At 71.6% G+C, this 24,293-nt stretch carries 26 protein-coding genes; 10 read left to right on the top strand and 16 right to left on the bottom strand.

Annotated features, from left to right (window positions below):
• Window positions 1-86: 86 nt before the first annotated feature.
• The 12 genes from hypB to LL648_RS22065 all read right to left on the bottom strand — a co-directional run bounded on the left by hypB (window position 87) and on the right by LL648_RS22065 (window position 10,563).
• The gene (gene hypB, locus LL648_RS22010; RefSeq protein WP_232664521.1) at window positions 87-857 is read right to left on the bottom strand and encodes a hydrogenase nickel incorporation protein HypB; all 771 of its coding nucleotides are present in this window, start codon (window positions 855-857) and stop codon (window positions 87-89) included.
• Window positions 812-1,189, bottom strand: a complete 378-nt coding sequence (locus tag LL648_RS22015; RefSeq protein WP_232664522.1) for a hydrogenase maturation nickel metallochaperone HypA/HybF — start codon at window positions 1,187-1,189, stop codon at window positions 812-814. Before LL648_RS22015 ends, hypB begins: the two co-directional genes overlap by 46 nt.
• Window positions 1,189-2,202, bottom strand: coding sequence for a hydrogenase expression/formation protein HypE (gene hypE, locus LL648_RS22020; protein ID WP_232664612.1), 1,014 nt, complete (start codon window positions 2,200-2,202; stop codon window positions 1,189-1,191). Before hypE ends, LL648_RS22015 begins: the two co-directional genes overlap by 1 nt.
• Window positions 2,203-2,342: 140 nt before the next feature.
• Entirely contained in the window at window positions 2,343-3,470 is a 1,128-nt protein-coding gene (gene hypD / locus LL648_RS22025; RefSeq protein ID WP_232664523.1) for a hydrogenase formation protein HypD, read from the bottom strand.
• Entirely contained in the window at window positions 3,467-3,760 is a 294-nt protein-coding gene (locus tag LL648_RS22030) for a HypC/HybG/HupF family hydrogenase formation chaperone (protein WP_232664524.1), read from the bottom strand. The genes hypD and LL648_RS22030 overlap by 4 nt, the downstream gene beginning before the upstream one ends.
• A 121-nt stretch (window positions 3,761-3,881) precedes the next feature.
• Window positions 3,882-4,379: a hydrogenase maturation protease gene (locus LL648_RS22035; RefSeq protein WP_374112089.1), complete on the bottom strand. Its 498-nt coding sequence runs from the start codon at window positions 4,377-4,379 to the stop codon at window positions 3,882-3,884.
• Between the two features lie 172 nt (window positions 4,380-4,551).
• Entirely contained in the window at window positions 4,552-5,904 is a 1,353-nt protein-coding gene (locus tag LL648_RS22040) for a hypothetical protein (protein ID WP_232664527.1), read from the bottom strand.
• On the bottom strand, window positions 5,901-6,530 hold the full coding sequence (locus LL648_RS22045) for a DUF6084 family protein (RefSeq protein ID WP_232664528.1): 630 nt from the start codon (window positions 6,528-6,530) through the stop codon (window positions 5,901-5,903). The genes LL648_RS22040 and LL648_RS22045 overlap by 4 nt, the downstream gene beginning before the upstream one ends.
• Window position 6,531: 1 nt before the next feature.
• A complete protein-coding gene (locus tag LL648_RS22050) occupies window positions 6,532-7,179 on the bottom strand; it encodes a DUF5947 family protein (RefSeq protein ID WP_232664529.1) in 648 nt (215 codons plus the stop codon).
• Window positions 7,176-7,694, bottom strand: a complete 519-nt coding sequence (locus tag LL648_RS22055) for a NifU family protein (RefSeq protein WP_232664530.1) — start codon at window positions 7,692-7,694, stop codon at window positions 7,176-7,178. Before LL648_RS22055 ends, LL648_RS22050 begins: the two co-directional genes overlap by 4 nt.
• Before the next feature lies 1 nt (window position 7,695).
• The gene (locus tag LL648_RS22060; RefSeq protein ID WP_232664532.1) at window positions 7,696-9,504 is read right to left on the bottom strand and encodes a nickel-dependent hydrogenase large subunit; all 1,809 of its coding nucleotides are present in this window, start codon (window positions 9,502-9,504) and stop codon (window positions 7,696-7,698) included.
• 12 nt (window positions 9,505-9,516) lie between these two features.
• On the bottom strand, window positions 9,517-10,563 hold the full coding sequence (locus LL648_RS22065; protein WP_232664533.1) for a hydrogenase expression protein HypE: 1,047 nt from the start codon (window positions 10,561-10,563) through the stop codon (window positions 9,517-9,519).
• Window positions 10,564-10,841: 278 nt separating this feature from the next.
• Here LL648_RS22065 and LL648_RS22070 point away from each other — a divergent pair, with 278 nt between their 5' ends.
• From LL648_RS22070 to LL648_RS22100, 7 genes are all read left to right on the top strand, one after another.
• A complete protein-coding gene (locus LL648_RS22070; RefSeq protein ID WP_232664535.1) occupies window positions 10,842-11,828 on the top strand; it encodes a pirin family protein in 987 nt (328 codons plus the stop codon).
• A 32-nt stretch (window positions 11,829-11,860) separates the two neighbouring features.
• The gene (locus LL648_RS45310) at window positions 11,861-12,526 is read left to right on the top strand and encodes a FadR/GntR family transcriptional regulator (protein WP_232664543.1); all 666 of its coding nucleotides are present in this window, start codon (window positions 11,861-11,863) and stop codon (window positions 12,524-12,526) included.
• Complete coding sequence (locus LL648_RS22080; protein ID WP_232664545.1) at window positions 12,523-13,302, top strand: creatininase family protein; 780 nt, start codon at window positions 12,523-12,525, stop codon at window positions 13,300-13,302. Before LL648_RS45310 ends, LL648_RS22080 begins: the two co-directional genes overlap by 4 nt.
• 92 nt (window positions 13,303-13,394) lie before the next feature.
• The gene (locus LL648_RS22085; RefSeq protein ID WP_232664546.1) at window positions 13,395-14,369 is read left to right on the top strand and encodes an alpha/beta hydrolase family esterase; all 975 of its coding nucleotides are present in this window, start codon (window positions 13,395-13,397) and stop codon (window positions 14,367-14,369) included.
• An 83-nt stretch (window positions 14,370-14,452) separates the two neighbouring features.
• Window positions 14,453-15,937 carry an AbgT family transporter gene (locus LL648_RS22090; RefSeq protein ID WP_232664613.1) on the top strand — a complete coding sequence of 495 codons (1,485 nt, stop codon included), beginning with the start codon at window positions 14,453-14,455 and terminating at the stop codon, window positions 15,935-15,937.
• An 82-nt stretch (window positions 15,938-16,019) separates the two neighbouring features.
• Window positions 16,020-16,700, top strand: a complete 681-nt coding sequence (locus tag LL648_RS22095) for a methyltransferase domain-containing protein (RefSeq protein ID WP_232664549.1) — start codon at window positions 16,020-16,022, stop codon at window positions 16,698-16,700.
• Window positions 16,701-16,952: 252 nt separating this feature from the next.
• Window positions 16,953-17,891: a BTAD domain-containing putative transcriptional regulator gene (locus LL648_RS22100; protein WP_232664550.1), complete on the top strand. Its 939-nt coding sequence runs from the start codon at window positions 16,953-16,955 to the stop codon at window positions 17,889-17,891.
• A gap of 18 nt (window positions 17,892-17,909) precedes the next feature.
• On the opposite strand, the gene LL648_RS22105 is transcribed toward LL648_RS22100, so the two are convergent.
• Window positions 17,910-18,266, bottom strand: coding sequence for a hypothetical protein (locus tag LL648_RS22105; RefSeq protein ID WP_232664551.1), 357 nt, complete (start codon window positions 18,264-18,266; stop codon window positions 17,910-17,912).
• A gap of 151 nt (window positions 18,267-18,417) precedes the next feature.
• Here LL648_RS22105 and LL648_RS22110 point away from each other — a divergent pair, with 151 nt between their 5' ends.
• Both LL648_RS22110 and LL648_RS22115 read left to right on the top strand, forming a co-directional pair.
• Window positions 18,418-19,806, top strand: a complete 1,389-nt coding sequence (locus LL648_RS22110) for a serine/threonine-protein kinase (RefSeq protein ID WP_232664552.1) — start codon at window positions 18,418-18,420, stop codon at window positions 19,804-19,806.
• Between the two features lie 64 nt (window positions 19,807-19,870).
• Window positions 19,871-20,299, top strand: coding sequence for a hypothetical protein (locus LL648_RS22115; RefSeq protein WP_232664553.1), 429 nt, complete (start codon window positions 19,871-19,873; stop codon window positions 20,297-20,299).
• A 285-nt stretch (window positions 20,300-20,584) separates the two neighbouring features.
• Here the strand turns inward: LL648_RS22115 and LL648_RS22120 are convergent, their stop codons facing one another.
• From LL648_RS22120 to LL648_RS22130, 3 genes are read right to left on the bottom strand one after another with little or no spacing between them, the layout of a single operon-like run.
• On the bottom strand, window positions 20,585-21,595 hold the full coding sequence (locus tag LL648_RS22120; RefSeq protein WP_232664554.1) for an ABC transporter substrate-binding protein: 1,011 nt from the start codon (window positions 21,593-21,595) through the stop codon (window positions 20,585-20,587).
• A 29-nt stretch (window positions 21,596-21,624) separates the two neighbouring features.
• Window positions 21,625-21,855: a hypothetical protein gene (locus tag LL648_RS22125; RefSeq protein ID WP_232664555.1), complete on the bottom strand. Its 231-nt coding sequence runs from the start codon at window positions 21,853-21,855 to the stop codon at window positions 21,625-21,627.
• The gene (locus LL648_RS22130; RefSeq protein ID WP_232664557.1) at window positions 21,852-22,529 is read right to left on the bottom strand and encodes a TetR/AcrR family transcriptional regulator; all 678 of its coding nucleotides are present in this window, start codon (window positions 22,527-22,529) and stop codon (window positions 21,852-21,854) included. The genes LL648_RS22125 and LL648_RS22130 overlap by 4 nt, the downstream gene beginning before the upstream one ends.
• A gap of 47 nt (window positions 22,530-22,576) precedes the next feature.
• Here LL648_RS22130 and LL648_RS22135 point away from each other — a divergent pair, with 47 nt between their 5' ends.
• Window positions 22,577-24,232: an amidohydrolase gene (locus LL648_RS22135; RefSeq protein ID WP_232664558.1), complete on the top strand. Its 1,656-nt coding sequence runs from the start codon at window positions 22,577-22,579 to the stop codon at window positions 24,230-24,232.
• The last annotated feature ends 61 nt before the right edge of the window (window positions 24,233-24,293 follow it).

A 24,293-nucleotide genomic window follows, 5' to 3' on the forward strand; every position in this document is an offset into this window, starting at 1 on the left:
ACTCAGAATCGCGGCCGCGGCTCTGCCGCGGGCCCGATTCGACACAATGGGCCGCCGAGATTGACCTCAGAGCCGGATCGGCAAGATCAAAGGGCGCTGTGGTTCATCTCGGCGCGCAGCCAGTCGTACCACGCCCCGAGCCCTTCCTCCGCTGTTGCGCTGAGCTGCAGCACCTCCACCCCCGCCCGCGCCCGCCGGGCGCACTCGACGAAGAACCCCACGTCGAAGGGGACGTACGGCAGCAGGTCGGTCTTGGTCAGCACGACGAGGTCGGCGGTGCGGAACATGTGCGGGTACTTGAGCGGCTTGTCTGCTCCTTCCGTCACCGACATGATCACGACCCGGGCGGCTTCGCCCAGGTCGAAGAGGGCGGGGCAGACGAGGTTGCCGACGTTCTCCACGAACAGCAGGGAGCCCTGTTCGGGGGCGAGCGCGCGCAGCCCGGCGGCCACCATGTCGGCGTCGAGGTGGCAGCCGGCGCCGGTGTTGATCTGGATCGCCCGCGCGCCGGCGGCGCGGATGCGTTCGGCGTCGAGCAGCGTCTCCTGGTCGCCCTCCAGCACGGCACACGGCAGGTCGGCGCCCAGATCGCGGATCGTGCGTTCCAGCAGCGTCGTCTTGCCCGCGCCGGGCGAGCTCATCAGGTTCAGCGCCGTGACGCCCCGCGCCGCCAGCCACTGCCGGTTGCGGGCGGCGAGGTCGTCGTTCTTCGCCAGCAGGTCGACCTCGATCGCGACGGTGGTGGTCGGGTGCGGATGCGCATGCCCGTGACCGTGCCCATCACCGGGCCCGTGCCCGTGTGCCGGGTCGATCACCCGCACGCCTGGCCCGTCGGAGCATCCGCAGGTAGCGCACATGCCCGGTCCACCTCCACTTCCACGATCCGCAGGTCCGTCCCACCCGTCACGGCGACGTCGGCGCTCCCGCAGTCGCACAGCGGTAGCACCTCGGCCGTCGTGAAGTCGGCCCCGCACGCCCTGCAGTGCGCGCGCCCGGTCGGCTCGTCGATCTCCAGCTCGGCGTCCTCGCAGGTGGTGCCGGCCGCGATCATCTCGAAGCAGAACCGCACGGCGTCCGGCACCAACCCGGAGAGCTTCCCGACCTCCAGCCGGATCCGCCGCACCTTCGCCGCGCCCATCCGCTGTGTGATGGTCGAGACGACGGTCCCGGTGATCGCCAGCTCGTGCATCAGCAGATCCGCGGCAGCGGGTCGCCCACCAGCAGGTCGACGATGCGCGTGCCGCCGAACGCCGTGCGCAGCAGCACCAACCCCGGCGGGTCGTCCTTCACCGTCCCGATGACGGCGGCGCCGGTGCCCAGCGGGTGCGCCCGCATCGCGGCGAGCGCGGCGACGGCGTGCGCCGGATCCACGACGGTGACGAACCGGCCCTCGCACGCCACGTAGAGCGGGTCGATGCCCAGCAGCTCCGACGCCCCGTTGACGACCGGTCGCACCGGCAGCGCCGCCTCGTCCAGCACCACCGCCACCTGCGCGGCGACGGCCACCTCGTTGCAGATCGTCGCGACCCCGCCACGCGTGGCGTCGCGCATCAGCCGCACCCCACCGCCGGCGGCGTCGAGCACGGCGGCGCTGATCTCGTGCAGCGGCGCGGTGTCCGACTCGATGTCGGCGGAGATGTCCAGCTCGCCGCGGGCCAGCATGACGGTCACGCCGTGGTCGCCGATCGGGCCGGAGACCAGCACGGTGTCGCCGGGCTGCGCGGCCGCGGCGCTGAGCACCACCTCGCGCTCCAGCGCCCCGACGCCGGCCGTCGTGATGTAGCAGCCGTCGGCCTTGCCGCGCTCGACGACCTTCGTGTCGCCCGTGACGATCTGGACGCCCGCCGCCCCCGCGGCTGCGGCCATCGACGCGACGATCCGCTGCAGGTCGGCGACCGGGAACCCTTCTTCGAGGATGAACCCGCACGACAGGTACAGCGGGCGGGCCCCGCACATCGCGAGGTCGTTCACGGTGCCGTTGACGGCCAGGTCGCCGATGTCGCCGCCGGGGAAGAACAGCGGCGAGACGACGTACGAGTCGGTCGTGAAGGCCAACCGACCGGCGGCGGTGGCCAGCTGCGCGCCGTCCTCCAGCAGTTCCAGGGTCGGGTTGCGGAACGCGTCGAGGAACACCGCTTCGATCAACGTCTGGCTCGCCTTGCCGCCCGCGCCGTGCGAGAGCGTGATCCGCTGCTCCTTCATCTTCGGTTTGCGGGCGCGCGCCTTCGCGATCCTGGCGAGCACCTGCTCCTCGCGGGTCAGGTGCTCGGCGCCGGCGTGCGCGGCCACGGCCTCCTCGGCCCAGTTCGCCCGCGTCGGGATGCTGGACCCGAGATCCTGGCTCATGTCCGGGTCGCCTCCTTCACCCGGTCGCGGCTGAACCGGCCGAAGTTGTAGTAGGCGGCGCAGGCGCCCTCGGACGACACCATGCAGGTGCCGATCGGCGTCTCCGGCGTGCACGCCGTGCCGAACACCTTGCACTCCCACGGCTTCAGCACGCCCTTGAGCACCTCGCCGCACTGGCACGCCTTCGGGTCGGCGACCCGCACACCCGGCAGCGCGAAGATCCGCTCGGCGTCGAACCGCGCGTACTTCTCGTTGATCCGCAGCGCCGAGTGCGAGATGAACCCGAGCCCGCGCCACTCGAAGTGCGGCCGCAGCTCCATCACCTCGTTGATCACCTGCAGCGCCTTGGTGTTGCCGTCCCACGGCACCACGCGCGCGTACTGGTTCTCCACCTCGCAGCGGGCCTCGGCGAGTTGGCGCAGCAGCTGGTACACCGACTGCAGGATGTCGAGCGGCTCGAACCCGGCGCAGACCAGCGGCTTGCCGGCGTCCCGCGCGATCCACTCGTACGGCCGGCAGCCGATAACCGTGGAGACGTGGCCGGGACCGATGAACCCGTCGAGGCGCAGGTCGGGCGAGTCGAGGATCGCCTTGATCGCCGGGATGATCGTGACGTGGTTGCAGAACACCGAGAAGTTGTCGAGGTGCTCCGCGGCCGCACGCAGCACCGTCATGGCGGTGGACGGCGCGGTGGTCTCGAACCCGATCGCCATGAACACGACCCGCTTGTCCGGGTTCTTGCGAGCGATCTTCAACGCGTCGAGCGGCGAGTAGACCATCCGGATGTCCGAACCGGCCGCCTTCGAGTCGAAGAACGACCCGCGACCACCGGGCACGCGCAGCATGTCGCCGAACGTCGTGAGGATGACGTCGTCGCGCTCGGCGATCGCGATGGCGTCGTCGACGCGCCCCATCGGGATCACGCAGACCGGGCAGCCGGGGCCGTGCACCAGCGACACCGTCTCGGGCAGGTAGTCCTCCAGCCCGTGCTTGTAGATGGTGTGCGTGTGCCCGCCGCAGACCTCCATGAACTTGTAGTGGCGGCCCGGTTCGCACAGCTCGGCGATCTTCGTGGAGAGCACGCGGGCCATGCCGGCGTCGCGGAACTCGTCGACGAACCTCACGTGATGTCACTGGCCGCGAGGGCCTCCAGCTCGTCGGTGTAGGCGTCGCCGAGGCCCATCAGGAACTCCAGCGACGCCTTCGCCTCCTTCTCGTCGATCTTCGAGAGGGCGAAGCCGACGTGGATCAGGATCCAGTCCCCCGGCTCCAGGTCGAGCTGCCCGTCCTCCCGCAGCAGCCCGATGTTCACGGCCCGCTTCACACCTTCGACGCTGACCATCGCGAGGTCCGACTCCTGCCCGGACGGGTCCGCCATCAGCTCGATCACCTCGCCCGGTATGCCCAGACACATGGCGCCTCCCCCTACATCTCGCTGAGTTCCCGGTACCGGGTGATCTCGCCGCGCGACGCGACCGCCATCCCGACGGCCGCCGCGGCGACGACCAGCAGCACGAGCAGGGCAACCTTGCGCATCATCGGACCGCTCCTTCGGAGAGCAACGACGTGACCAGCTCCTGCACCGTGATGACGGCGGTCGCCACGGCGTCGGACACGGGCGGGCTGAGCCCCATGCCCTCCCCCAGCTCCGCCGGCTCGCAGCCGACGACGAGCACCCGCCCGACGGGCCGCTCCGCGATGCCCATCGCGGCGGCCAGGCCGTCGAGCAGGTCGAGCACGGCCGCGGGGTGCATGCCGTGCCCGTCGAGCTGTGCCGTTCCTTCATGAGGCGCGTCGAGGTCGTGTTCGAGCGCGTAGACGGTGCCGGGGGCGCCGCCGCGCTGCGTGACGTCGACGATCACCAGCGCCGCGTAGCCGTCGAGCAGCTGGTAGGCGAGGTCGAGGCCGCGGATGCCGGTGTCGACGACCTCAACGTCGGCGGGCAGCCCGCCCTCCGCGCGCAGGGCCCGCACCACCTCGACGCCGAACCCGTCGTCGGAGTTGAAGACGTTGCCGATCCCGGCCACGAGCACCGTCACGGGAGCACCTCCGCCCCACACTGCGCCCAACTCTCCCGCGCACTCTCCGTGACCGGTGGCGAGTTCAGGAAAGCCACTTTCCTGTCCTGAGAGTTCAGGAAAGTGGCTTTCCTGAACCCCCACGCAGCATGGAAGGTCACGGTGGGTGACGAGCGGAGGTCGTGCGTCATTGGACGACCTCCAGCTCGTCGGGCCGGAAGTAGCGGAAGCGCCCGTGCGCGAGCTGCAGCTCCGCGGCGGGGTCGCCGTCGATCGAGACGGCGACGTGCACGCCGCCGTCGACGTCGTGCACCACGGCCTGGACGGTGGCCGCCATGCCGTCGAGGAAGCGGTCCTGCGCGTCGACGCTGCGCCCCGGCCGCAGCAGCACGTGGCTGCCCTTGGCCACCGGAACACCGTCGACCAGCACCGAGTCGGTCTCCGGGTCCACCGACGCGTCCTGGCCGGGGTCCCACCACGGCAGCTGCTCCGGCGGTCGGACGCCCGGTGCGTCACCGCCGAAGACGGGCACCTCGCAGGACGATCCGGCCGGGCGCAACGAGCGGATCGCGCCGTGCAGCCGTTCCAGGATCTCCGGCGGCATCGCGTCGATCGCGTCGATGATCCCGGCGGCGCGCGGGTCGGTCGCGCGGGCCTCGGCCTTCTCGTCGTCGGTGAGGACCATCGTGCGCAACGTGAGGATCTCGTCGTTCTCCAGGCCGTCGAACAGGTTGGTCGGGCTCTCCGGCGCGATCTGCGGGTGGTCGGCCAGGATGATCGGCGAGGAGAGCACGAGGTCGGTGCGCTCCTCGGGGCCGGCCAGCACCGGCCAGGTGTGCTCGTTGACGCACTCGGCGACGGCGGGGCGGGCCCATTCCGGCGGGTCTGTCGGCGAGAGGAACGCGCCCGGCCGCGCCGCGATGATCGTGTGCGCGGCGATCAGCGACCGGCGCAGCACCTCCTCCCGCGGCGCGCCGGCAGCCCCCGGGCTGTCGTTGACGACGTCGACACGAAGCCGGTGCACCAGGTAGGGACCGGGCAGGTCGGTGCAGGAGACGACGATGCGGCCGGTGACCGGCCAGGTCTCGCGGACGATCACCCCGGCCCCGTCGGGCAGCAGCTCGGTCTTCGTGCCGCCGGGCAGCGAGATCGGCACCGTCACCCGCCCGGTCAGCAGGTCGGCGACCGCCAGCTCGGTGTCGATCTCCCGCGGCAGGCCTTCCTCGAACCGCAGGTGGCGGGTGCCGTCGACGATCAGCGCGTCCACCGCGTGCCCGGCGGCGGTCCGCGGCGACCGGGTCTGCAGCTGCAGGCAGCGCAGCCGCACGAAGAGCCGCGCGTTGCCGCCTCCGGGTTCGAGCAGGCACTCCGTCCGGTTGCGGGTGGGTTCGCTCTCGTCGGCCGCGGGCGTCAGCACCCCGAACTGCCAGCGCACGCGGTTCTTCTGCGCCGAGGCCCGGTACGGGTAGAGCAGGTAGCCCTCGAAGAGCACGGCGTCGGCGACGGCTTCCACGTCGGCCACGTCGGGATCGGTGATCATGCCCCGGCCTCCTTCAGCAGCCGTTCAATCGTGTCGTCCCAGTTCGGGATGGTGCGCTCGGAGCGGTAAGCGGCCAGCGCGTCGAGCGTGCTGCGGCTGATCCGCACCCAGGTGCTGTCGGGGAAGTGCTCGTCCATCGCGGCCCGCCAGGTCGCCACCGGCAGCCGGAACGTCGCGTCCTCGTGCCACGACACCAGCCCGACCTGCACACCGGACGGCCCCGCGTAGAACACCGTCCCCGAGAAGAGCAGCCGCAGCGGGACGGCCTCGCCGGGCTCCAGCGCGTGGAAGTACTTGGTCGCGGAGATGTCCAGGTCGTAGGTCAGCGGGACGGGCACGGCCGTCGACGTCGAGCCGGTGAATCCCGCGACGGTCGTACCGACCGTGGCCAGCTGCAGCGGGTTGAGCGTCTCGCCCCAGCGGTCGCGTTCACCGAACAGGTCGACGAGCCGGGCCGCCTCGGCCGAGGTGTACGCGCGGCCGCGCGGCTCGATCCGGATCTGGGTGCGCAAGGCGATCGAGTGCACCTGGCGGCCGGGTTCGTCGTCGATCCCGATCCCGAACACGAGCGTCGGCCCGGCTGCGTACGGCTCGGGCGCGGCGTCGAGGCAGGCGAAACGCAGCACGTCAGGCCTCCCGGGTGAGGGATCTGGCCTGGTCGTGCAGATCGGCGAAGAACGCGTCGATCGCCGCCCACGCCTCGCTGCCGCCGTCGAACCCCTTCCAGTGCAGCCGGACCAGCCCGACCAGCCGGTAGCAGGCGTCGATCGGGACGAGCAGGCACGTGTAGGACCGGTCCGCGTCGCGACGGACCAGCAGCGCCTCGACATCGGGCGCCATCCGCGCGGCGAGCCGCCCCGCGCCGACCCCCGACCCCCACGCGTCGAGCCCCAGCTCGCTCTCGGTCGCACCGGCCGGGCTCGGGTAGCACGCGATGATCGCGTCCTGCGCCGAGTTGCGCAGGAAGAACGCCATCCCCACGGGGATCTGCAGCTCGTCCCACTGCGCGTCGGTGAGCGTGAAGTCGGGGTCGGACAGGTACCGGTCGGGGACGCGCCGGTACTCGCCCGCCCCCGCGCCCGGGTTGTCGAACAGGAACCCGCAGGGACCGCAGGCGCAGAGCATCCTGCGGTCCGTGACGTGCACCAGGTGCGGATGCACCCCCGGGATCGGCGTCGCGCACAGCTCGCAGACCTCCGGCGCCGGCCCGCTGTCGGCCGGCTCCTGCAGGAACCTGCGCAGCCCCGCGAGCCCGCCCGTCACCCCGCCGGTCACGTGGTCCGCACCCCGATCTGCAGCAGCGGCTTCCCGGCCGGCACCGCGTCGAACACCACGCCGGCGACCTCCGGCGCCAGCTCGGAGATCGCCGTCGCCACGACGTCCTTCACGGTGTCGGTGCCGCAGCCGCCACCGGCGATCTCGACGTGCACCTGGCCGGCGGGGTCGATGCCGGTCAGGCGCAGGCCGCCGCCGTGCGAGCCGAGCCGGCGCACGGCGGTGTCCATCGCGTGCGCCAACCGCTGCTCGACGGGTACGGGATGCAGCTCGTGCAGCGCCAGCAGGCCCGCGACCAGCGGATCCGCCGCCATGCGGTGCACGAGCGTCTCCCCACCACCGGCCTTCACGATCGAGACGATCTGCTCCAGCCCGGTGCCGTAGAACCGCATCAGCACACGCACCAGCTCCTCGGCGGCATGCCCGACGGCCGGGCCGCCTTCGGTGCTGATCCCGTCCAGCAGCTCCTCGATGCGCCCGGCCAGCCCCTGCGGGTCCAGGTCGGTGGACGCCATCTCAGATGGTGTTGAGCATGGACGGCGATGTCATGCGGTGCAGCGGTTTGCCCTGGCCCGTGTACATGTGCACGCCGCACGGCAGGCACGGGTCGAAGCTGCGGACCGCCCGCATGATGTCGATGCCCTTGAAGTCGTCGCCCCTGCTCTCCTCGAAGATCGGGGTGTTCTGGACGGCGTCCTCGTAGGGCCCCGGCGTGCCGAAGGAGTCGCGCACGCTGCTGTTCCACGGTGTCGGCGGGTACGGGTGGTAGTTCGCGATCTTCCCGCCGCGGATCACCATGTGGTGCGAGAGCACCCCGCGCACGGCCTCCGTCCAGCCGCAGGACAGCGCCTCGTCGGGCACCGTGAACTTCTCCCACGTCTTCGTGTTGCCGGCCCTGACCTCGGCGAGCGCCTTCTCGATGAAGAAGAGGGCACAGCCGGCCGCGTAGGCCTGGAAGTACGTGCGGGCCCGATTGCGCTCGATCGCGTTGGACAGCGGCTGCCCCTGGCGGTCGTGCGGGATCTTCCACTCGAAGCTCACCTCGGGACGCAGCACTGTGCGCGGCAGGTTGATCTGCACGCTGTGCCCGGTCGCCTTGACGAACTCGATGTCGACGAGCCCGGCGAGCGCCGTCGCCCAGAGCCGCGCCAGCGGGCCACCGCCGGTGTCGAGCGCGAGGTGGTCGGTGCCGTCGAACCAGCGCGGCGACATCGTCCAGCTGTACTTGTCGTCGAAGTCGCGCTTCTGCGGCGCGGGGATCGTGTGCTGGTTCCACGGGTGGCGACGGTCGACCTGGTTGCCCAGCGGGTCGTGCGTCGCGAACATCTCCTGGTCTTCCCAGTCGCGGTAGAACGAGCTGCCGAGCAGGATCCGCAGCCCCAGGTTGATCTCCACGAGGTCGTTGGTGACGAGCTGCCCGTCGACGACGACGCCGGGCGTCACGAACATCTTGCGGCCCCAGCCGGTCATGTTCCGGTAGGTGAAGTCGCAGTGGTCGGGGTCGTTGAACGCACCCCAGCAGCCCAGCAGCACGCGGCGGCGGCCGACGTCCTCGTAGCCGGGCAGCGCCTCGTACATGAAGTCGAAGAGGTCGTCGTGCATCGGCACGACCCGCTTCATGAACTCCACGTACCGCATGAGCCGGGTGTAGTAGTCGGTGAACAGCTGGATGGTCGCGACCGTGCCGACGCCGCCCGGGTAGAGCGTGGAGGGGTGCACGTGGCGGCCCTCCATCAGGCAGAACATCTCGCGCGTGTACCGGCTGACCTGCAGCGCCTCGCGGTAGAAGTCGCCGGTGAACGGGTTGAGGGCCCGCATGATGTCGCCGATGGTCTTGTACCCGTGGTCGGCGCCGTGCGGGGCCTCGGTGCGGTTGGCCTGCTCCAGCACGCCCGGGTTGGTCTCCGCGATCATGCGCTCGCAGTAGTCCACCCCGACCAGGTTCTCCTGGAAGATGTTGTGGTCGAACATGTACTCGGCGGCCTCGCCGAGGTTGATGATCCACTCACCGAGGTGCGGCGGACGTACCCCGTAGGCCATGTTCTGGTTGTAGACCGAGCACGTCGCGTGGTTGTCGCCGCAGATGCCGCAGATGCGGCTGGTGATGAAGTGCGCGTCCCGCGGGTCCTTGCCCTTCATGAAGATCGAGTAGCCGCGGAAGATCGACGAGGTCGAGTGGCACTCGACCACGCGCTGCTGCGGGAAGTCGATCTTCGTGTAGATCCCGAGGCTCCCGACGATGCGGGTGATCGGGTCCCACGACATCTCGGTGAGGCCGGCCTTGTCGGTGTTGGAGCTTGCGGACTTCGGCGCTGTGGTGGTCATCGACGCGTCCCCCTACCAGGACTTCTTGTAGCCGGTCGTCAGCTCCCGGCCCGTCTTGCGCCAGGTCGGTTCCTTGTCGAGCTTCCGTTCCGTGATCGCGCGCAGCCGGCGGATGATGCCGCCGTACGCGCCGCTCGCAGCGCCGGAGACCATGCTGCCGGGCGGGGCGTCCATGAACGGCATGAACTTGTCCGGGAAGCCCGGCATCGTGCAGCCGATGCAGATTCCGCCGACGTTCGGACAGCCACCGACGCCGTTGATCCAGCCGCGCTTGGGCACGTTGCACTTGACGACCGGCCCCCAGCAGCCGAGCTTGACCAGGCACTTCGGCGAGCCGTACTCGCTCGCGAACTGGCCCTGCTCGTAGTAGCCGCCGCGGTCGCAACCCTCGTGGACGGTGGCACCGAAGAGCCAGGTCGGACGGCCGGCCTCGTCGAGCGGGATCATCGGCGCCGCGCCGGTGGCCTGGTAGAGCAGGTAGAGGATCGTCTCCGACAGGTTGTCGGGGTGGATCGGGCAGCCCGGCACGTTGACGATCGGGATGCCGGCGCCGGTGGTGAAGTCCCAGCCGAGGTAGTCGCGCACGCCCATCGCGCCGGTCGGGTTGCCCGCCATCGCGTGGATGCCGCCGTAGGTGGCGCAGGTGCCCACCGCGAGGACGACCAGGGCTTTCGGGGCGAGGCGGTCGAGCCACTCGCTCGTCGTCATCGGCTGGCCGGTCTCGGGGTTGTTCCCGAAGCCGCACCAGTACCCCTCCGGCTTGATCTTCTCGTTCGGGATCGACCCCTCCACGACCAGCACGAACGGGTCGAGCTCACCCCGCTCGGCGCGGAAGAACCACTCGATGAAGTCGTTGTTGCCCCCGACCGGCCCGTTGTCGAAGTCGATCAGCGGCCAGTGCACGGCGATCTTCGGCAGGCCCGGGAGCGCGCCGAGCGCGATCTCCTCGATGCTCGGCTGGGTCGCCGCCGTGAGCGCGACGGAGTCGCCGTCGCAGCTCAGTCCGGCGTTGATCCAGAGGATGTGGACGGTTGGCGCCTCGGCCTCGGTGGTGGACATCGGCGGACCCCTCGGAGGCGTCGCCCCGTAGGACGACGCCGGTCGGCGTGGTGGTCCGCCTTTGATAACGGCGGGCGCTGAACGAGGTAAGTGACGGCGGCTAGGTGCGCGCGACACCCAGCGCACCGTCGACAACGACGTTCTGGCTGTTGTGAGCGCTAACAAACAGCCAGAAGGTCGTTGTCGACGGTCGACCCGGGGCCGGCGGTACCTTGGTGCCGAAGCGATCGTGCTGAAGCGATCATGCTGAAGCGATCGTTCGGAGGCGGGGTAGCCCTGTGAGCAACGTAGAGGTCCGTCCGCAGGTGGTTGCGTGCACAACCGACGCCGAGCGGTCGGCGCCGGAGGTCCTCGTGCCGCGACTGGTGCCGCTCGGCGGTCCGCGCGCCCAGCCCGTGCGGCGCACGCTGCCGCAGCGGGCGCGCTCGCTGATCGGGGCGTGGTGCTTCGCCGACCACTACGGCCCGACGGTGATCACCCCGGAGACCCGGATGGACCTGCCGGGCCACCCGCACACCGGGCTGCAGACGGTGTCGTGGCTGTTCGCGGGCGAGCTGGAGCACCTCGACACGATCGGCACCCGCTCGGTGATCAAGGCCGGCGAGATGAACCTGATGACGAGCGGGCGTGGCATCGCCCACTCCGAGTTCACGACGCCCGGGACCACGACGCTGCACGGTGTGCAGCTGTGGGTCGCGCTGCCCGACCACGACCGGTTCACCGAGCCGCAGTTCGAGCACTACACGCCCCCGGCCGTCGAGGTGGGCGGCGCGCGGCTGCGCGTCTTCCTCGGCTCGTTGATGGGTTCGACGTCGCCGGTGCGCACGAGCACTCCCCTGCTCGGCGCCGAGATGATCATCCCGGCCGGATCGACGGCGACGATCACCGTCGCCCCCTCCTTCGAGCACGGGATCCTCCTCGACACCGGCGAGGTCGCCGTCGACGGCGTGCCGGCCACCGCACCGGAGCTGCTCTACGTGCCGTGCGGCACCGACACCCTGTCGATCACAACGGGGAACGAGCAGGTCAGAGCGCTGCTGCTGGGCGGCGAGCCGCTCAACGAGCGGATCATCATGTGGTGGAACTTCGTGGGCCGCACGCACGACGAGATCGTGCGGTTCCGTGCGGAATGGCAGGAGCAAGTCCGGGGCGACCATCGCGCCGACGGGCCGTACGGGCTCTTCCCCGAGCGGTGGGCGGACGTGCTTGCCGATGTCCTGCCGGCGCCGGAGCTGCCGAACGCCCAGTTGAAGCCGCGCCCTTGACCCGGCAAGAGAGTAACTGATTTAGTCAGTAGGTGACTCGAACCGAGCCGACACTCTCCGAGCGTCTCGCCGACGACATCGTCGAGATCATCAGGACCGAGAACCTCTCCACCGGCGACGTGCTGGCGTCGTCGCGCGACCTCGCCCGCCGCTTCTCCGTCACCACCCCGACGGTGCGCGAGGCGCTGCGCAGGCTCGAGGCGACCGGCGTCGTGGAGTTCCGGCACGGTTCCGGCACCTACGTCGGCCCGGGGATCGACCGCAGGCTGCTCGCCAACCCGCACCGCCCGCAGGTCGACAGCGCGGCGGTGCTGGAGCTCGTCGAGGCCCGGCTCGTGCTCGAGCCGTCGATCGCGGCCGCTGCGGCCCGTGCGCGCGACGCCGACGGGCTCGTCCAGCTGGAGGCCGCGGCGTCCAACGCGCTGCACCCGCCGGACGGCGACCTGCGCCCCGCCGTGCACTTCCACGTCGCGCTCGCCGCCACCAGCGGCAACGCGCTGCTGCGCGAGACGGTCGAGGCGCTGCTGCACGTCCGCGTCCAGGAGCAGATCGAGATCCGGCACCGCTACGACAACCGCACGCGCGACCACGCCGAGCACCTGGAGATCCTCGACGCCGTCCGCGCCGGTGACGCCGATCGCGCACAGCGGCTCACGCAGGAGCACCTCACCGCGATCCGCGAGGCGATCACGTCATGAGCACGCCGACCCTCGCGCCGCTCACCCTCGCGACCATGACGACCGTCGAGGCGGCCGCCGCGGTCACCGCCAGCCCGCTGGTGATCCTGCCCGCCGGCGCGTTGGAGCAGCACGGCACCGGGCTGCCGCTCGGCACCGACACCGTCCGCGCCGAGCACGTCGCGCAGCTGGTCGCGCAGCGCCTCGACGGCGGCGCGGTGATCGGCCCGACGATCCCGGTCGGCGTCTCACCCCACCACATGGGCTTCGCCGGCACAGTCACCCTTACCACCAGCACGTTCGCCACACTGGTCCGCGAGTACGTCGACAGCCTCCACGCGCACGGCTGGCGCCGGTTCCTCGTGATCACCGGGCACGGCGGCAACGGCGCGGCGCTCTCGACCGTTGCGCAGGACCTGCTCACCGCCCGCCCCGACGTCGAGTTCGCCTGGACCCCGCTGACCCCGCTCGCCGCCGGCGTCGTCGCCGACATGGCCGTCAGCGAGGTGCACGGCCACTCCGGCGAGGCCGAGACCGCGCAGATGCTCGCGCTCGCCCCGCACCTCGTACACCCCGACCGGCTCACCGCCGGCACCACCCGCCGCGCCGAGCTCGACCCGCTCAGCGCGCTCGCCCGCCGGCCCGGTGCACCCAACCTGACGGTGCGCTACGACCGGCTCGCACCCACCGGCGTCCTCGGCGATCCGCGCCGCGCGACCGCCACCGACGGGCTCGCGATCGTCGAGGCGATCGTCGAGGCCATCACCGCATTCGCCACGGACTGGCTCAAGACCTAACCGCACGACGGATATCTGCACGAAGGCGGTGGCGCGGGGGCGCCGTCGCCCGCTCGAACCTGCCCTCTTCCGGCTTCCGCAAAGGAACAACGATGTCCCTCCCCCGCCCGGTAATGCGCGCAACGATCGCGCTGGTCGGCGCGGCAGTCGCCGCCACGCTGGTCGCCGCCCCGGCCGCGGCCGACACCCCAGCCCAGGTCGCAGCCCAGGCCGCGAAGCGCCCCGCAGGCTGCGGCCAGGCCGCGCCGCAGCAGCCCGGCACGAGTGCCCGCCACACCATCCAGAGCGGCGGCCGCGACCGCACCTACCAGCTGCACCTGCCGGCCGACTACAACCCGCACCGCCCGTACCCGCTGATCGTCGCCTACCACGGGCGCGGCAACACCGGTGCCGGCACCGAGGAGTTCTCGAAGCTCTCCACGCTGCCCGCCGTCGTCGCCTACCCGGACGGTGTGATCGGGACGGGCGACGGCGACCGGCAGGCCTGGCAGGGGGCGCCATACTCGGCGCCCGGTGTCGACGACGTCGCCTTCACCAACGACCTGCTCGACCGCCTGGAGGCGACCGTTTGCGTCGACGACCGGCGCGTCTACGCGACCGGCAAGTCGAACGGGGCCGGCTTCACCGGAATCCTCGCCTGCCGGCTCGCCGACCGGATCGCCGCGATCGCGCCGGTCGCGGGCGCGTTCTACCCGACGGGCGAGGACTGCCGCCCGTCCCGCCCGGTGCCGGTGATCGAGCTGCACGGCACGGCCGACGCCACCATCCCGTACCCCGGCGACGCCGACCGCGGGCTGCCGGCGATCCCCGACTGGGTCGCCGCATGGGCGAAGCGCGACGGCTGCCGCGTCCAGACGCCTCCGAAGCGGATCGAGCCGGACATCACGACGACCCGCTGGGTCGGCTGCTCGCGCGGCGCCGAGGTGCAGCACGTCGCGGTCGACAACGGCGGCCACACCTGGCCCGGCGCCGACATCTACAGCGGCGGCGGGGTCACCACCCAGACCATCGAAGCGCACGAGGTCATCTGGGACTTCCTGCGCAGCCACGTTCTCGTCCGGCCGTGAACGAGCGAGGAGGAACCGTGACCAGCACAGAACCTGAAGTGCCCACGAAAGACACGGACCGGCTGCCGCGCATCGTGCGCGCGATGGCCGTCGTCGAGCGGTGGGGCAACGCGCTCCCCCATCCGTTCTGGCTGTTCTGGCTGCTCTCGGCGGTGCTCGCGGTGATCAGCGCCGTGCTCGCCGGCATCGGCGTCTCGGTGGTGTCGCCGAGCGACAACGAGGTTGTCGCCGTCCGCAGCCTGCTCAGCGGCGACGGGCTGGCGATGGCGGTCTCGACGATGGTCGAGAACTTCGCCGAGTTCCCGCCGATGGCCACGATCGTCGTGGTGATCATGGGCGTCGCCGTCGCCGAGCGCAGCGGGTTCCTCGCCGCGTCGATGCGGGTCGGGGTCGCGCGGGTGCCGGCGGGCTGGGTGGTGTTCGCCGTGGCGTTCGCGGGGACGGTCGCGCACGTCGCCTCCGCCGCCGCGTACATCATCCTGGTGCCGCTGGGCGGGCTCGCGTTCCGCGCGGTGGGCCGGTCGCCGATCCTGGGCATCGTCGTCGCGTACACGGCGATCGCGTCGGGCTACGACGCCAGCCCGATCCCCACGCCAAACGACGCGATCTTCGCGGGGATCACGACGGCCGCGGCGCAGATCGTCGACCCGAGCGTCGTCGTCACGCCGGTCAGCAACTGGTTCTTCAACATCGCGTCGTCGGTGGTGCTCGCTGCGGTGATCACCGTCATGACGCGGCTGGTGCTGAGCAAACGGCCCGACCTCGACCCCGACCCCGACGCGCCCGACGACGACCTCACGCAGCTCACCCTCGCGCCGCGCGAGCGCACGGCGCTGCGGCTGGCCGGGATCGCACTGCTCGTCGCCGTGCTCGTGGTGGTGGCGATCGTGCTGCCGGAGTCGTCGCCGCTGCGCGGTGAGGGCGGGAGCATCGTCGACTCGCCGCTGCTCGACGGCATCGCCGCCGTGGTGGCGTTCCTGTTCGGACTGACCGGCATCGTCTACGGCCTGCGATCGGGCTCGATCGCCAGCCTGCGCGACGTGCCCCGGCTGATGCTCGAAGGCATCAAGCAGATGGCGCCCGTGCTGGTGCTGTTCTTCGCGATCGCGCAGTTCCTCGCCTACTTCGACTGGACGCACGTCGGCGACGTGCTCGCGGTCTCGGCGGCCGAGCTGATCCGGACCACCGGCGCACCGATCGTCGTGGTGTTCCTGCTGGTGCTGGTGCTGCTGACGCTCGTCAACATCATGGTCACCAGCGGTTCGGCGATGTGGTCGATCGCGGCACCCGTGCTCGTGCCCATGCTGATGCTCGTGGCGATCCCGGCGGAGACGACCCAGGCGCTGTTCCGGATCGCCGACTCCGGCTCGACCGCGATCACGCCGATGAGCCCGTACTTCATCATGGCGCTCGGGTTCCTGCAGCGTTATCGCAAGTCGGCGGGCATCGGCACGCTCGCGTCGTACACGCTGCCGCTGGCCGTCGCGATGACCGTGGTGTGGACGGCGCTGTTCCTCGTGTGGTGGGCACTGGGTATTCCCCTCGGCCCGGGCGCCCCCGTGCGCTGAGCGCGCGCGATCCCCCACGGGCGGGACGCGGCTCCCCCGAAATCGGGGAGCCGTGTCCCCGCCCGATGACCATGATGGTCCGATGCCCGACATCGGCCCCTTCCTAGTCAGTGCACGATCGTTCGACGAGTACCGCGCGATGTTCGCGCTGACCGATGCCGACCTCACAGGCCGCGTGCTCGACTGCCCCGGCGGCGCGGCCGCGTTCGTCGCAGGCGCGGGCGAGCGCGGCATCGACGCCGTCGCCGTCGACCCGGTCTACGCGGGCGACCGCTCCGGGCTGGGCGAGCAGGCGGTCGCCGACGCCGGCCGCGGCAACCGGTTCATGCTCGACCACGCGCACCGGTTCGTCTGGACGTGGTTCCGCGACCCGGACGACCACCGGCGCCGCCGCGAGGAGGCGGCCACGGCCTTCGCGGCCGACCTGCGAGCACGTCCGGAGCGGTACGTCGCGGGCGCGCTGCCCGCCCTGCCGTTCCCGGACCGGGCGTTCGATCTGGTGCTCAGCTCGCACCTGCTGTTCACCTACGGTGAGCGGTTCGACGACGAGTTCCACCTCGCGGCGCTGTGCGAGCTGGTCAGAGTGTCACGCGTGGAGGTCCGGCTCTTCCCGCTGCTCGGCCACGTCGACGGCGAACCCCACCCCGGGCTGGACGCGCTCCTCGGCCGGCTCGCCGAGCGCGGCATCCGGTCGGACGTGCGGCGCGTCGAGTACGAGTTCCAACGCGGCGGCGACGAGATGCTCGTCCTCACCCGGCCTTGACCCACCCCGCCCCGCCGCCCACCCCCGCAACTTGCCCACCGTTTTGCCAACCTGCACGCCCTGCAGGGTCTGCAGGTTGGCAAAACGGTGGGGAAGTTCTGCCGGCACGACCCGCTGAACAGGTGCCGACCTGCACTGACAGTGAGTGGACAGAGTCCTAACAGTGGGCATCTTCATCCTTGACCCATGTACGCATCCGGACCGTCACGAAAGCCGGCTGACGGGGTCCCACGAGCGAGGAGCATGTCGACGATGCCGGAGCTTTTCGGACAGAAGATCCGGGCCCGTCGCCAGCACCTGGGCTGGACGCAGGCCGAGCTGGCCACGCACACGGGGTTGAGCCAGCGCTCGATCCGCAACATCGAGCTCGGCGCCGTGGCGCCGCACGCGGCTTCGGTCCGCAGGTTGACGGCTGCGCTCGGGATGGACGGCACGCCGCGGTTCCAGATCAACATCCTGGGCCACCTGCAGCTGCTCGGCGCGGCCGGGGAGATCCGGCTGACCTCACCGATGCTGCACTCGCTGCTCTGCCTCTTCGCCCTGCAGGGCAACCAGAAGGTCGGCCGGGGCGAGATCGTCGACACGCTCTGGGCCGACCACCCACCGCCCAGCGTGATCAACCTCGTGCACACCTACATCACGCGCCTGCGCAGGCTCTTCGACGCCGAGCGCCGCTCCACCACCGCAACCCCGACACTCGACGTCCTCTCCGGCGGCTACATGCTCACCGTCGCCCCGGAGTGCATCGACGCCGGGCGCAGCGCGGCGGCCACCGATGTGGCGTGCCGCCACCAGGCGCGGGGCGATCACGCCGCGGCGGCCGCCGCCTACGCCGACGCGCTCGACGCGTGGCGCGGACCGGTGCTGGCCGACGCGCCCTCGGCGCTGCGCAGCCACCCGGCAGCGGTGGCGCTCTCCGAACGCCGGCTCACCGTCGCACTGCGCTACGCCGACGCCGCGCACGCCGCGGGCGACTGCGGGGCGGCCATCTCGCGGCTGCGGTCGGTGATCGCCGACGAGCCGCTGCACGAGGCCCTCATCGCCAAGCTGATGATCGCGCTCGCCTGCAGCGGCCGCCGGGCCAACGCGCTGACGCTGTTCGAGAGCATCCGCACCGAGCTGGCCGAGAACCTCGGCGTGCGGCCGGGCCAGGAACTCCAGTCGGCGCACATGCACGTGCTCGGCGCGTAGCCGAGCACGTGCACCGACTCAGCCGGTGATCGAGGGGCACACTCCGATGTCGGTGGTGTCGTACTGGCTGCTGCCCCGCAGGTCGTTCCACTGGTCGCCGGGGAAGGCATACACATTGCCCTCGTGGCCCTGGAAATAGCAGCCGGTGAATCCGCCGTTGTTGAACAACGCGACGAGCTTCAGGTAGACCTTGTCGTCGAGCTGCACCTTCACGCCGTCGGCCGGCTCCCACGTCATGTCCGGCGGCAGGCTGGTGTCGACGGTCGCCCACATGCAGAGCTTGCCTTCCGGGCAGTTCCACGGTTCGGCAGCTGATGCCGGCGCCGCAAATGCCAAAGCACAAAAAGCAAGCGCGCCCGCCAACAAAAAAGACACGGAGCGCCCAGCGCGAGAAAGCACGTCAAATCCCCCCGAATTGCTTCGACAACCAATTCGGACGCTACTACGCGCCGTAGGACCTCGCAACACGGCGGATCTCCGCAGCTCCACGGATGTCCGGCCGGGGTGCGGCTCGTACGGTGTGCGCGTGCAGCCCCTCCTGACCGGCGATCCCACCGAGGTCGGCGGGTTCGTCCTCGACGGCCGGCTCGGCGCCGGCGGGATGGGGGTGGTGTTCCGCGGGCACGCCGCCGACGGCACGCGGGTCGCGGTCAAGCTGATCCGAGAGGAGATCGCGGCCGAGCCCGACTTCCGCGCCCGCTTCCGCCGCGAGGTGCGCGCTGCGCGGGCGGTCGGGAGCGGCTGCACCGCGAAGCTGCTCGCCGCCGACGCCGACGCGCCCCGTCCGTGGCTCGCCGTCGAATTCGTCGACGGCCCCTCGCTCTCCGACGCCGTCGCGCTGCACGGCCCGCTCGCGCCACCTGCCGTGCACGCGCTGGCGGCCGGGCTCGCCGAGTCGCTCGCCGCCATCCACGCCGCCGGGGTGGTGCACCGCGACCTCAAACCGGCCAACGTCATCCTCGGCCCGGACGGGCCCAAGGTCATCGACTTCGGCATCGCTGCCGTGCCCGCCGCCACCAGCGCGACCCGCAGCGGGCTCGTGATCGGCAGCCCCGGCTACATGTCCCCCGAACAGATCACCGGGGCGGGCACCGGGCCGCCGTCCGACGTCTTCTCGTGGGGCCTCACGATCGCCTTCGCCGCGACCGGCCGCCCGCCGTACGGCACGGCCGACCAGCCGGAGTCGCTGCTCTACCGGGTCGTGCACGGCACGCCCGACCTCGACGGGATGCCGGCCACGGTCGACGTCGCGGTGCGGGCCGCCGTCGCCCACGAGCCGTCGCAGCGCCCGACACCCGACGGCCTGCTGCGCCTCCTGCTGCCCGGCGCGCGCGATCCGTACGCCGCGGCGACGACCGTGCTGCGCGACGTCTGGCCGAACGCGGTACCGCTGCACGCGCCCAGGCCTCGGACGTCGCGGCGGCGGCTCCTCGCCTCCGCGGCCGCCGTCGTGCTCGTCGCCGCGGCCGCCACCGGTGGCTACGCGATCGCAACCGGCTCACCGGCGACGCCGCAACCGCAACCGACCGCTGCGCCCGCGCCTGCGCCTGAAGTTCCCCGCTTCACCGGCCCGATCGACACCGCCGCCGAGGCCAGTGCTTTCGGCGAGTTCCTGTTCCAGCACGACGGGTCGGTCGTCTACGCGGACGTCCAGCGCGTCGAGGACGGCCCCACCGAGCAGGACCACCTCACGCTGGAGGACGAGTGCCCGCTTGGCGAGCCGCGCCCGGCAGGCGGCTGCGGAGGGACGAACGTCGTGCTCGCCGACGTGGGACCCGCGACCGACAGCATCCACGCCTCGGACGGCGGGTTCCGCACCCTGCGCGGCCACTTCGCGGTGACCGCCCTGCCCGGGATCCAGATGGGCTACCTGTCCGTTCGGCTACGCGCGGTGCCGGCTACCGAAGTTCGGTGAACCGCCGGCGGCTCCGATACGTGTAGGAAGTGCGGACGCACCCGGAGATCACCCGGAGGTCATCATGACATCGATATCGCGGTCGAGCGGCTCACACCGAACCGGTCCCGAACACAGCAGCCCGGCGTTCATCTGGAAAGCGCTCAGCGCGCTCCTGCTGCTCGCCATGGCCGTGATCCACGTCTACCTCGTGTTCGACGGGGTAGGCGGCATCCTCGGCGTGCTGTTCATCCTGAACGGGATCGGCGGGCTCGTGCTCGCGATCGCGATGCTCGCCACCCGCGGCACGCTGCTCACGATCTCCAGCGTGCTGAGCCTGCTGTTCATGGCAGGCACGCTGCTGTCGCTCGTGCTCGCGCTGACCGTCGGCCTGTTCGGGATCACCGAGACGCTCGACTTCACCCTCGTCCCCACGACGCTCGTCGTCGAGACCGTCGGCACGCTCGTCCTCGCCGTCACGACCGCGCTCACGATGCGGGCTCGGCGGACGTAGCACCCCCGAGGGCGCGACGCACGCGTTGCCAGGAAAGCCACTTTCCTGTCCAGTGGCGCCAGGAAAGTGGCTTTCCTGGCAACGTCTGCGTTGCGCGTGCGGCTCAGGTGCGCCGCCGTGGACGAGCAACCCCGCGGCCGGCCCGGGCCGTGGGGGCCAGCTGGAGTGTGTGCGATGCGCCAGCGAGGGCAGGAAAGCCACTTTCCTGCCTTGTGAGGGCCGGAAAGTGGCTTTCCTGCCCTCCCCTGGGGTGCACGGGGAGGGCGGGGCGCCCTTGCCGAGGCGTCAGCGGGCGAGCGCGTCTTCCATCCCCCGCAGCACCAGCCGCGCCGCGATGGGGCCGGCGTTGAGGTACCACGCGTCGTCGTCGACCCGCACCGCGCGGCCCTCGGCGACGGCGGGGATGCGCTTCCAGAGCTCGCTGCCCATGATCTCCGGCGCGTCACCTTGCACGCCGTAGAACAGGCGGCCGCCGTCGCCCTTCGCCAGCTCCTCGGTGCTGATGTCCTGCGACGTCGACGTGAAGGTCTGCGCCGGCGGCCGCGGCAGGCCGGCGTCCTGCGCGATCGAGCCCGTGAACGACGGCACGCCGTACACGCGGATGCGGTCGCCGGTGATCCGGAGGAAGGAGACGGTCGTGGCGCCGCCGGCGCGGTCGCCGAGCGCGGCGGCGTCGGTCGCGAACGTGTCGAGGATCTGCTGCGCCTGCTGCGCGCGCCCCAGCGCGTGCGCGACCAGCAGGAAGTCCTGCTTCCAGTTCACGCCGGTGCCTTGGGTGAGGACGGTGGGCGCGATCGCGGAGAGCGCCGGGTAGAACTCCTCGACGCCGGCCTTGTTGCCCAGGATCAGGTCGGGATCGACGCGGGCGATCGCCTCGAGGTTCGGCGAGTCGCGCAGCCCTAGCACCGTCATCGTCGCGAGCGCGTCGGCGCGGTCGGGGAAGGCCTCGGAGAGGTAGCGCGGCGTGGGTGTGACGACGTCGGCGGCGATCGTGGTGCCGACGGGTGTGACGCCGAGCGCGAGCAGGCCGTCGAGCTGACCGGTGCTGAGCACGACGACCCGCAGCGGCGCCGCCGGGATCTCGGTGACACCACCGAAGTGCGTGACGGTGCGCGGGAACACCCCGTCGGGGGCGGGGCTGCCCATCCCGGCCGGGACGGTGCGTGGCGCAACCCACTGCTGATCGCCGGTGGCCGGGGCGGGGGTGGGTGGGGTCGACGGCGCGGCGGCGGGAGCTCCACACGCAGCGAGCACGACCGCGATCGATAACAGGACAGGAAGGAAGGTGAGCCTCACCTGCATATTCCATCAGGTGCCTGCGCGGCTCAGTCGTCCGCATCCCTCAGCTTCAGCACCATCCGCACGACGTACTCCACAGCCGACTCGAACACGCCTCCGCGCAGCTCGTCGCGCACCGCGAGGTTCTGCGACGCCAGCTGGAGCACCTCGTCCGGGCCCGCCCTGCGCACGACGAGCGCGGCGATCTCCTCCAGCTCCAGGCCCGGGTGGTCGATCCGGGTCAACGCGAAGGCGACCACCAGCTCCTCGTCGGTCACCGCACCCCCGCGGCGCCCGCTTCGGCCTCGATGAAGGCGATCAAGGCATCGACCGCTGCGGCGTACACGCCGTCGTCGGTCACCCCGACCAGCGCGCTCGCGTGCTCACGCGTCGCGGGGAAGTCGGCGTGCGGCATCCCGGCGTAGACGCGCGACCACGCGGTCTCGTCCTTCTCTACGATCTCCGGCGGCAGCGTCCGCACCGTGGCCGCCATGCCCCCGAGCGAGAGCAGCGTGTCGACGAACAGCCGGTACAGCAGCGCGGCGCGCTCCGTCGGGAGGCCCAGCGGCGCCAGCGCTGCGAGGATCAGCTCGACGACCTTGCGCTCGGCCGGACCGCCCGTGACGCGCGCGAAGATCATGCTGAACACCGCGGGCCGCACCTCGACCTGACGCTGGAACGCTGCGGCGACGGCCCGCAGCACGTCGCGCCAGTCCCCCTGCGCGGAGCGCACCTGCTCCAGCACCGACCCGATCATGCGGTCGCCGACGGCGAGCACCAGCTCGTCCTTGTCGCGGAAGTACCGGTAGAACGCCGTCGCGTCGACGCCCATCTCCTTGCCGAGCCTGCGCAATGTGAGCGCGGCGGGGCCCTCGCGTTCGGCAAGATCGAGTGCGGCCGTGACGATGGTGTCCGCGCTCAAGGTCGGCGCTCTGCGTCCGGCGTTCTCCACCCCCGCATCGTCCCACCACCACGCTCTACCCCTCGGGAGGGATCCACGTGACCGACACCGCCGTGACCAGGGTGTTCCGCGGAGGGCCGATCTTCACTGCCGACGCCGCCGGCACGATCGCCAGCGCGGTCGCCGTGCGGGACGGGCAGATCGTCGCGGTGGGCGGCGATCGCACGGTCGAGCCGTACCTGGGCGCAGCCGACGAGGTCGTCGAGCTGGACGGCCGGCTGCTCGTGCCCGGTTTCGTCGACGCGCACGTGCATCCCGTGATGGGCGGGCTGGAGCGGATCCGCTGCGACCTCGCGGAAGCCGCGACCCTGCGCGACTACCAACGGATCATCCGCGACCACGTCCGTCGACACCCCGACGAGGAGTGGGTGCTGGGCGGCGGCTGGTCGATGGACGCCTTCCCCGGCGGCCGCCCGGCGCGCGACCTGCTCGACGCCGTCGTCGGCGACCGGCCCGCGCTGCTGCCCAACCGCGACCACCACTCCAGCTGGGTGAGCACCGCGGCGCTCCGCAAAGCAGGTGTCGACCGGCTCACCCCGGACCCGCCCGACGGCCGCATCGAGCGCGACGCCGACGGCGAGCCGACCGGGCTGCTGCACGAGGGCGCCGCCGAGCTGGTGCGCGCGGTCGCGCCGCCGGACACCCAGGAGGACTTCGACGCGGCGCTGATCGAGGGCCAGCGCTACCTGCATGCGCACGGCGTGACGGCGTGGCAGGACGCGTGGGTCGAGGTCCTGGCCGCCGGGCCCGGCGTGCACGAGGCCTACCTGCGCGCCGAGCGGGACGGGCGGCTCACCGCCACCGTCTCGGCAGCGATGTGGTGGGAGCGCGGCTGCGCGCCGGAGGGCGTCGCCGAGCAGGTCGCGCGGCTGGTCGCGGCAGGCCGGACGGGCCCGGCCTACCGCGCCGGCACCGTCAAGGTCATGCAGGACGGCGTGGTCGAGACGTTCACGGCGTCGATGCTGGAGCCCTACCTCGACCGCTGCGGCCACCCGACGGGCGATCGCGGCATCGGGTTCCTCGACGCCGAGCTGCTCTCCGCGGTCACGACCGCGCTCGACGCAGCCGGCCTGCAGGTGCACTTCCACGCGATCGGCGACCGCGCCGTGCGCGACGTGCTCGACGCCGTCGAGGCGGCCGGGCGGGCCAACGGCACGGGCGGGCTGCGCCACCACGTCGCGCACCTGCAGGTCGTGCACCCCGACGACCTCCCGCGCTTCCACCGGCTCGGCGTCACCGCCACCATCCAGGCGCTTTGGGCCGCGCACGAGCCGCAGATGGACGAGCTCACGCTGCCGTTCCTCGGGGAGCCGCGCGCGACGTGGCAGTACCCGTTCGGCGATCTGCACCGCAGCGGGGCGCCGCTCGCGATGGGCAGCGACTGGCCGGTCAGCACCCCCGACCCGATGGCGGCGATCCACGTCGCGGTCAATCGGATCGACGGCGCCGCCCCGGCCGGGACGCCCCCGCTCGGACCCGAGCAGGCGCTGCCGCTGGCCGTGGCGCTGCGGGCCTACACCGCCGGGTCCGCGGCCGTGGCGGGGTTCCCGGACACCGGATCGATCGTCGTCGGGCGCACCGCCGACCTCACGCTGCTCGACCGCGACCCGTTCACCCTCCCGGTCGGCGAGATCGCCACGACGGGGGTGGAGCGCACCTACGCGCGTGGGGTCGAGGTGCACCGCGCGGGGTAGCGGAGCCACACCCGCGTCGACCGGTGGCCGGGTGACTGCCTGGAAAGCCACTTTCCCGGCG

The organism is Pseudonocardia sp. TRM90224 (assembly GCF_021245725.1).
Taxonomy (GTDB): Bacteria; Actinomycetota; Actinomycetes; order Mycobacteriales; family Pseudonocardiaceae; genus Pseudonocardia.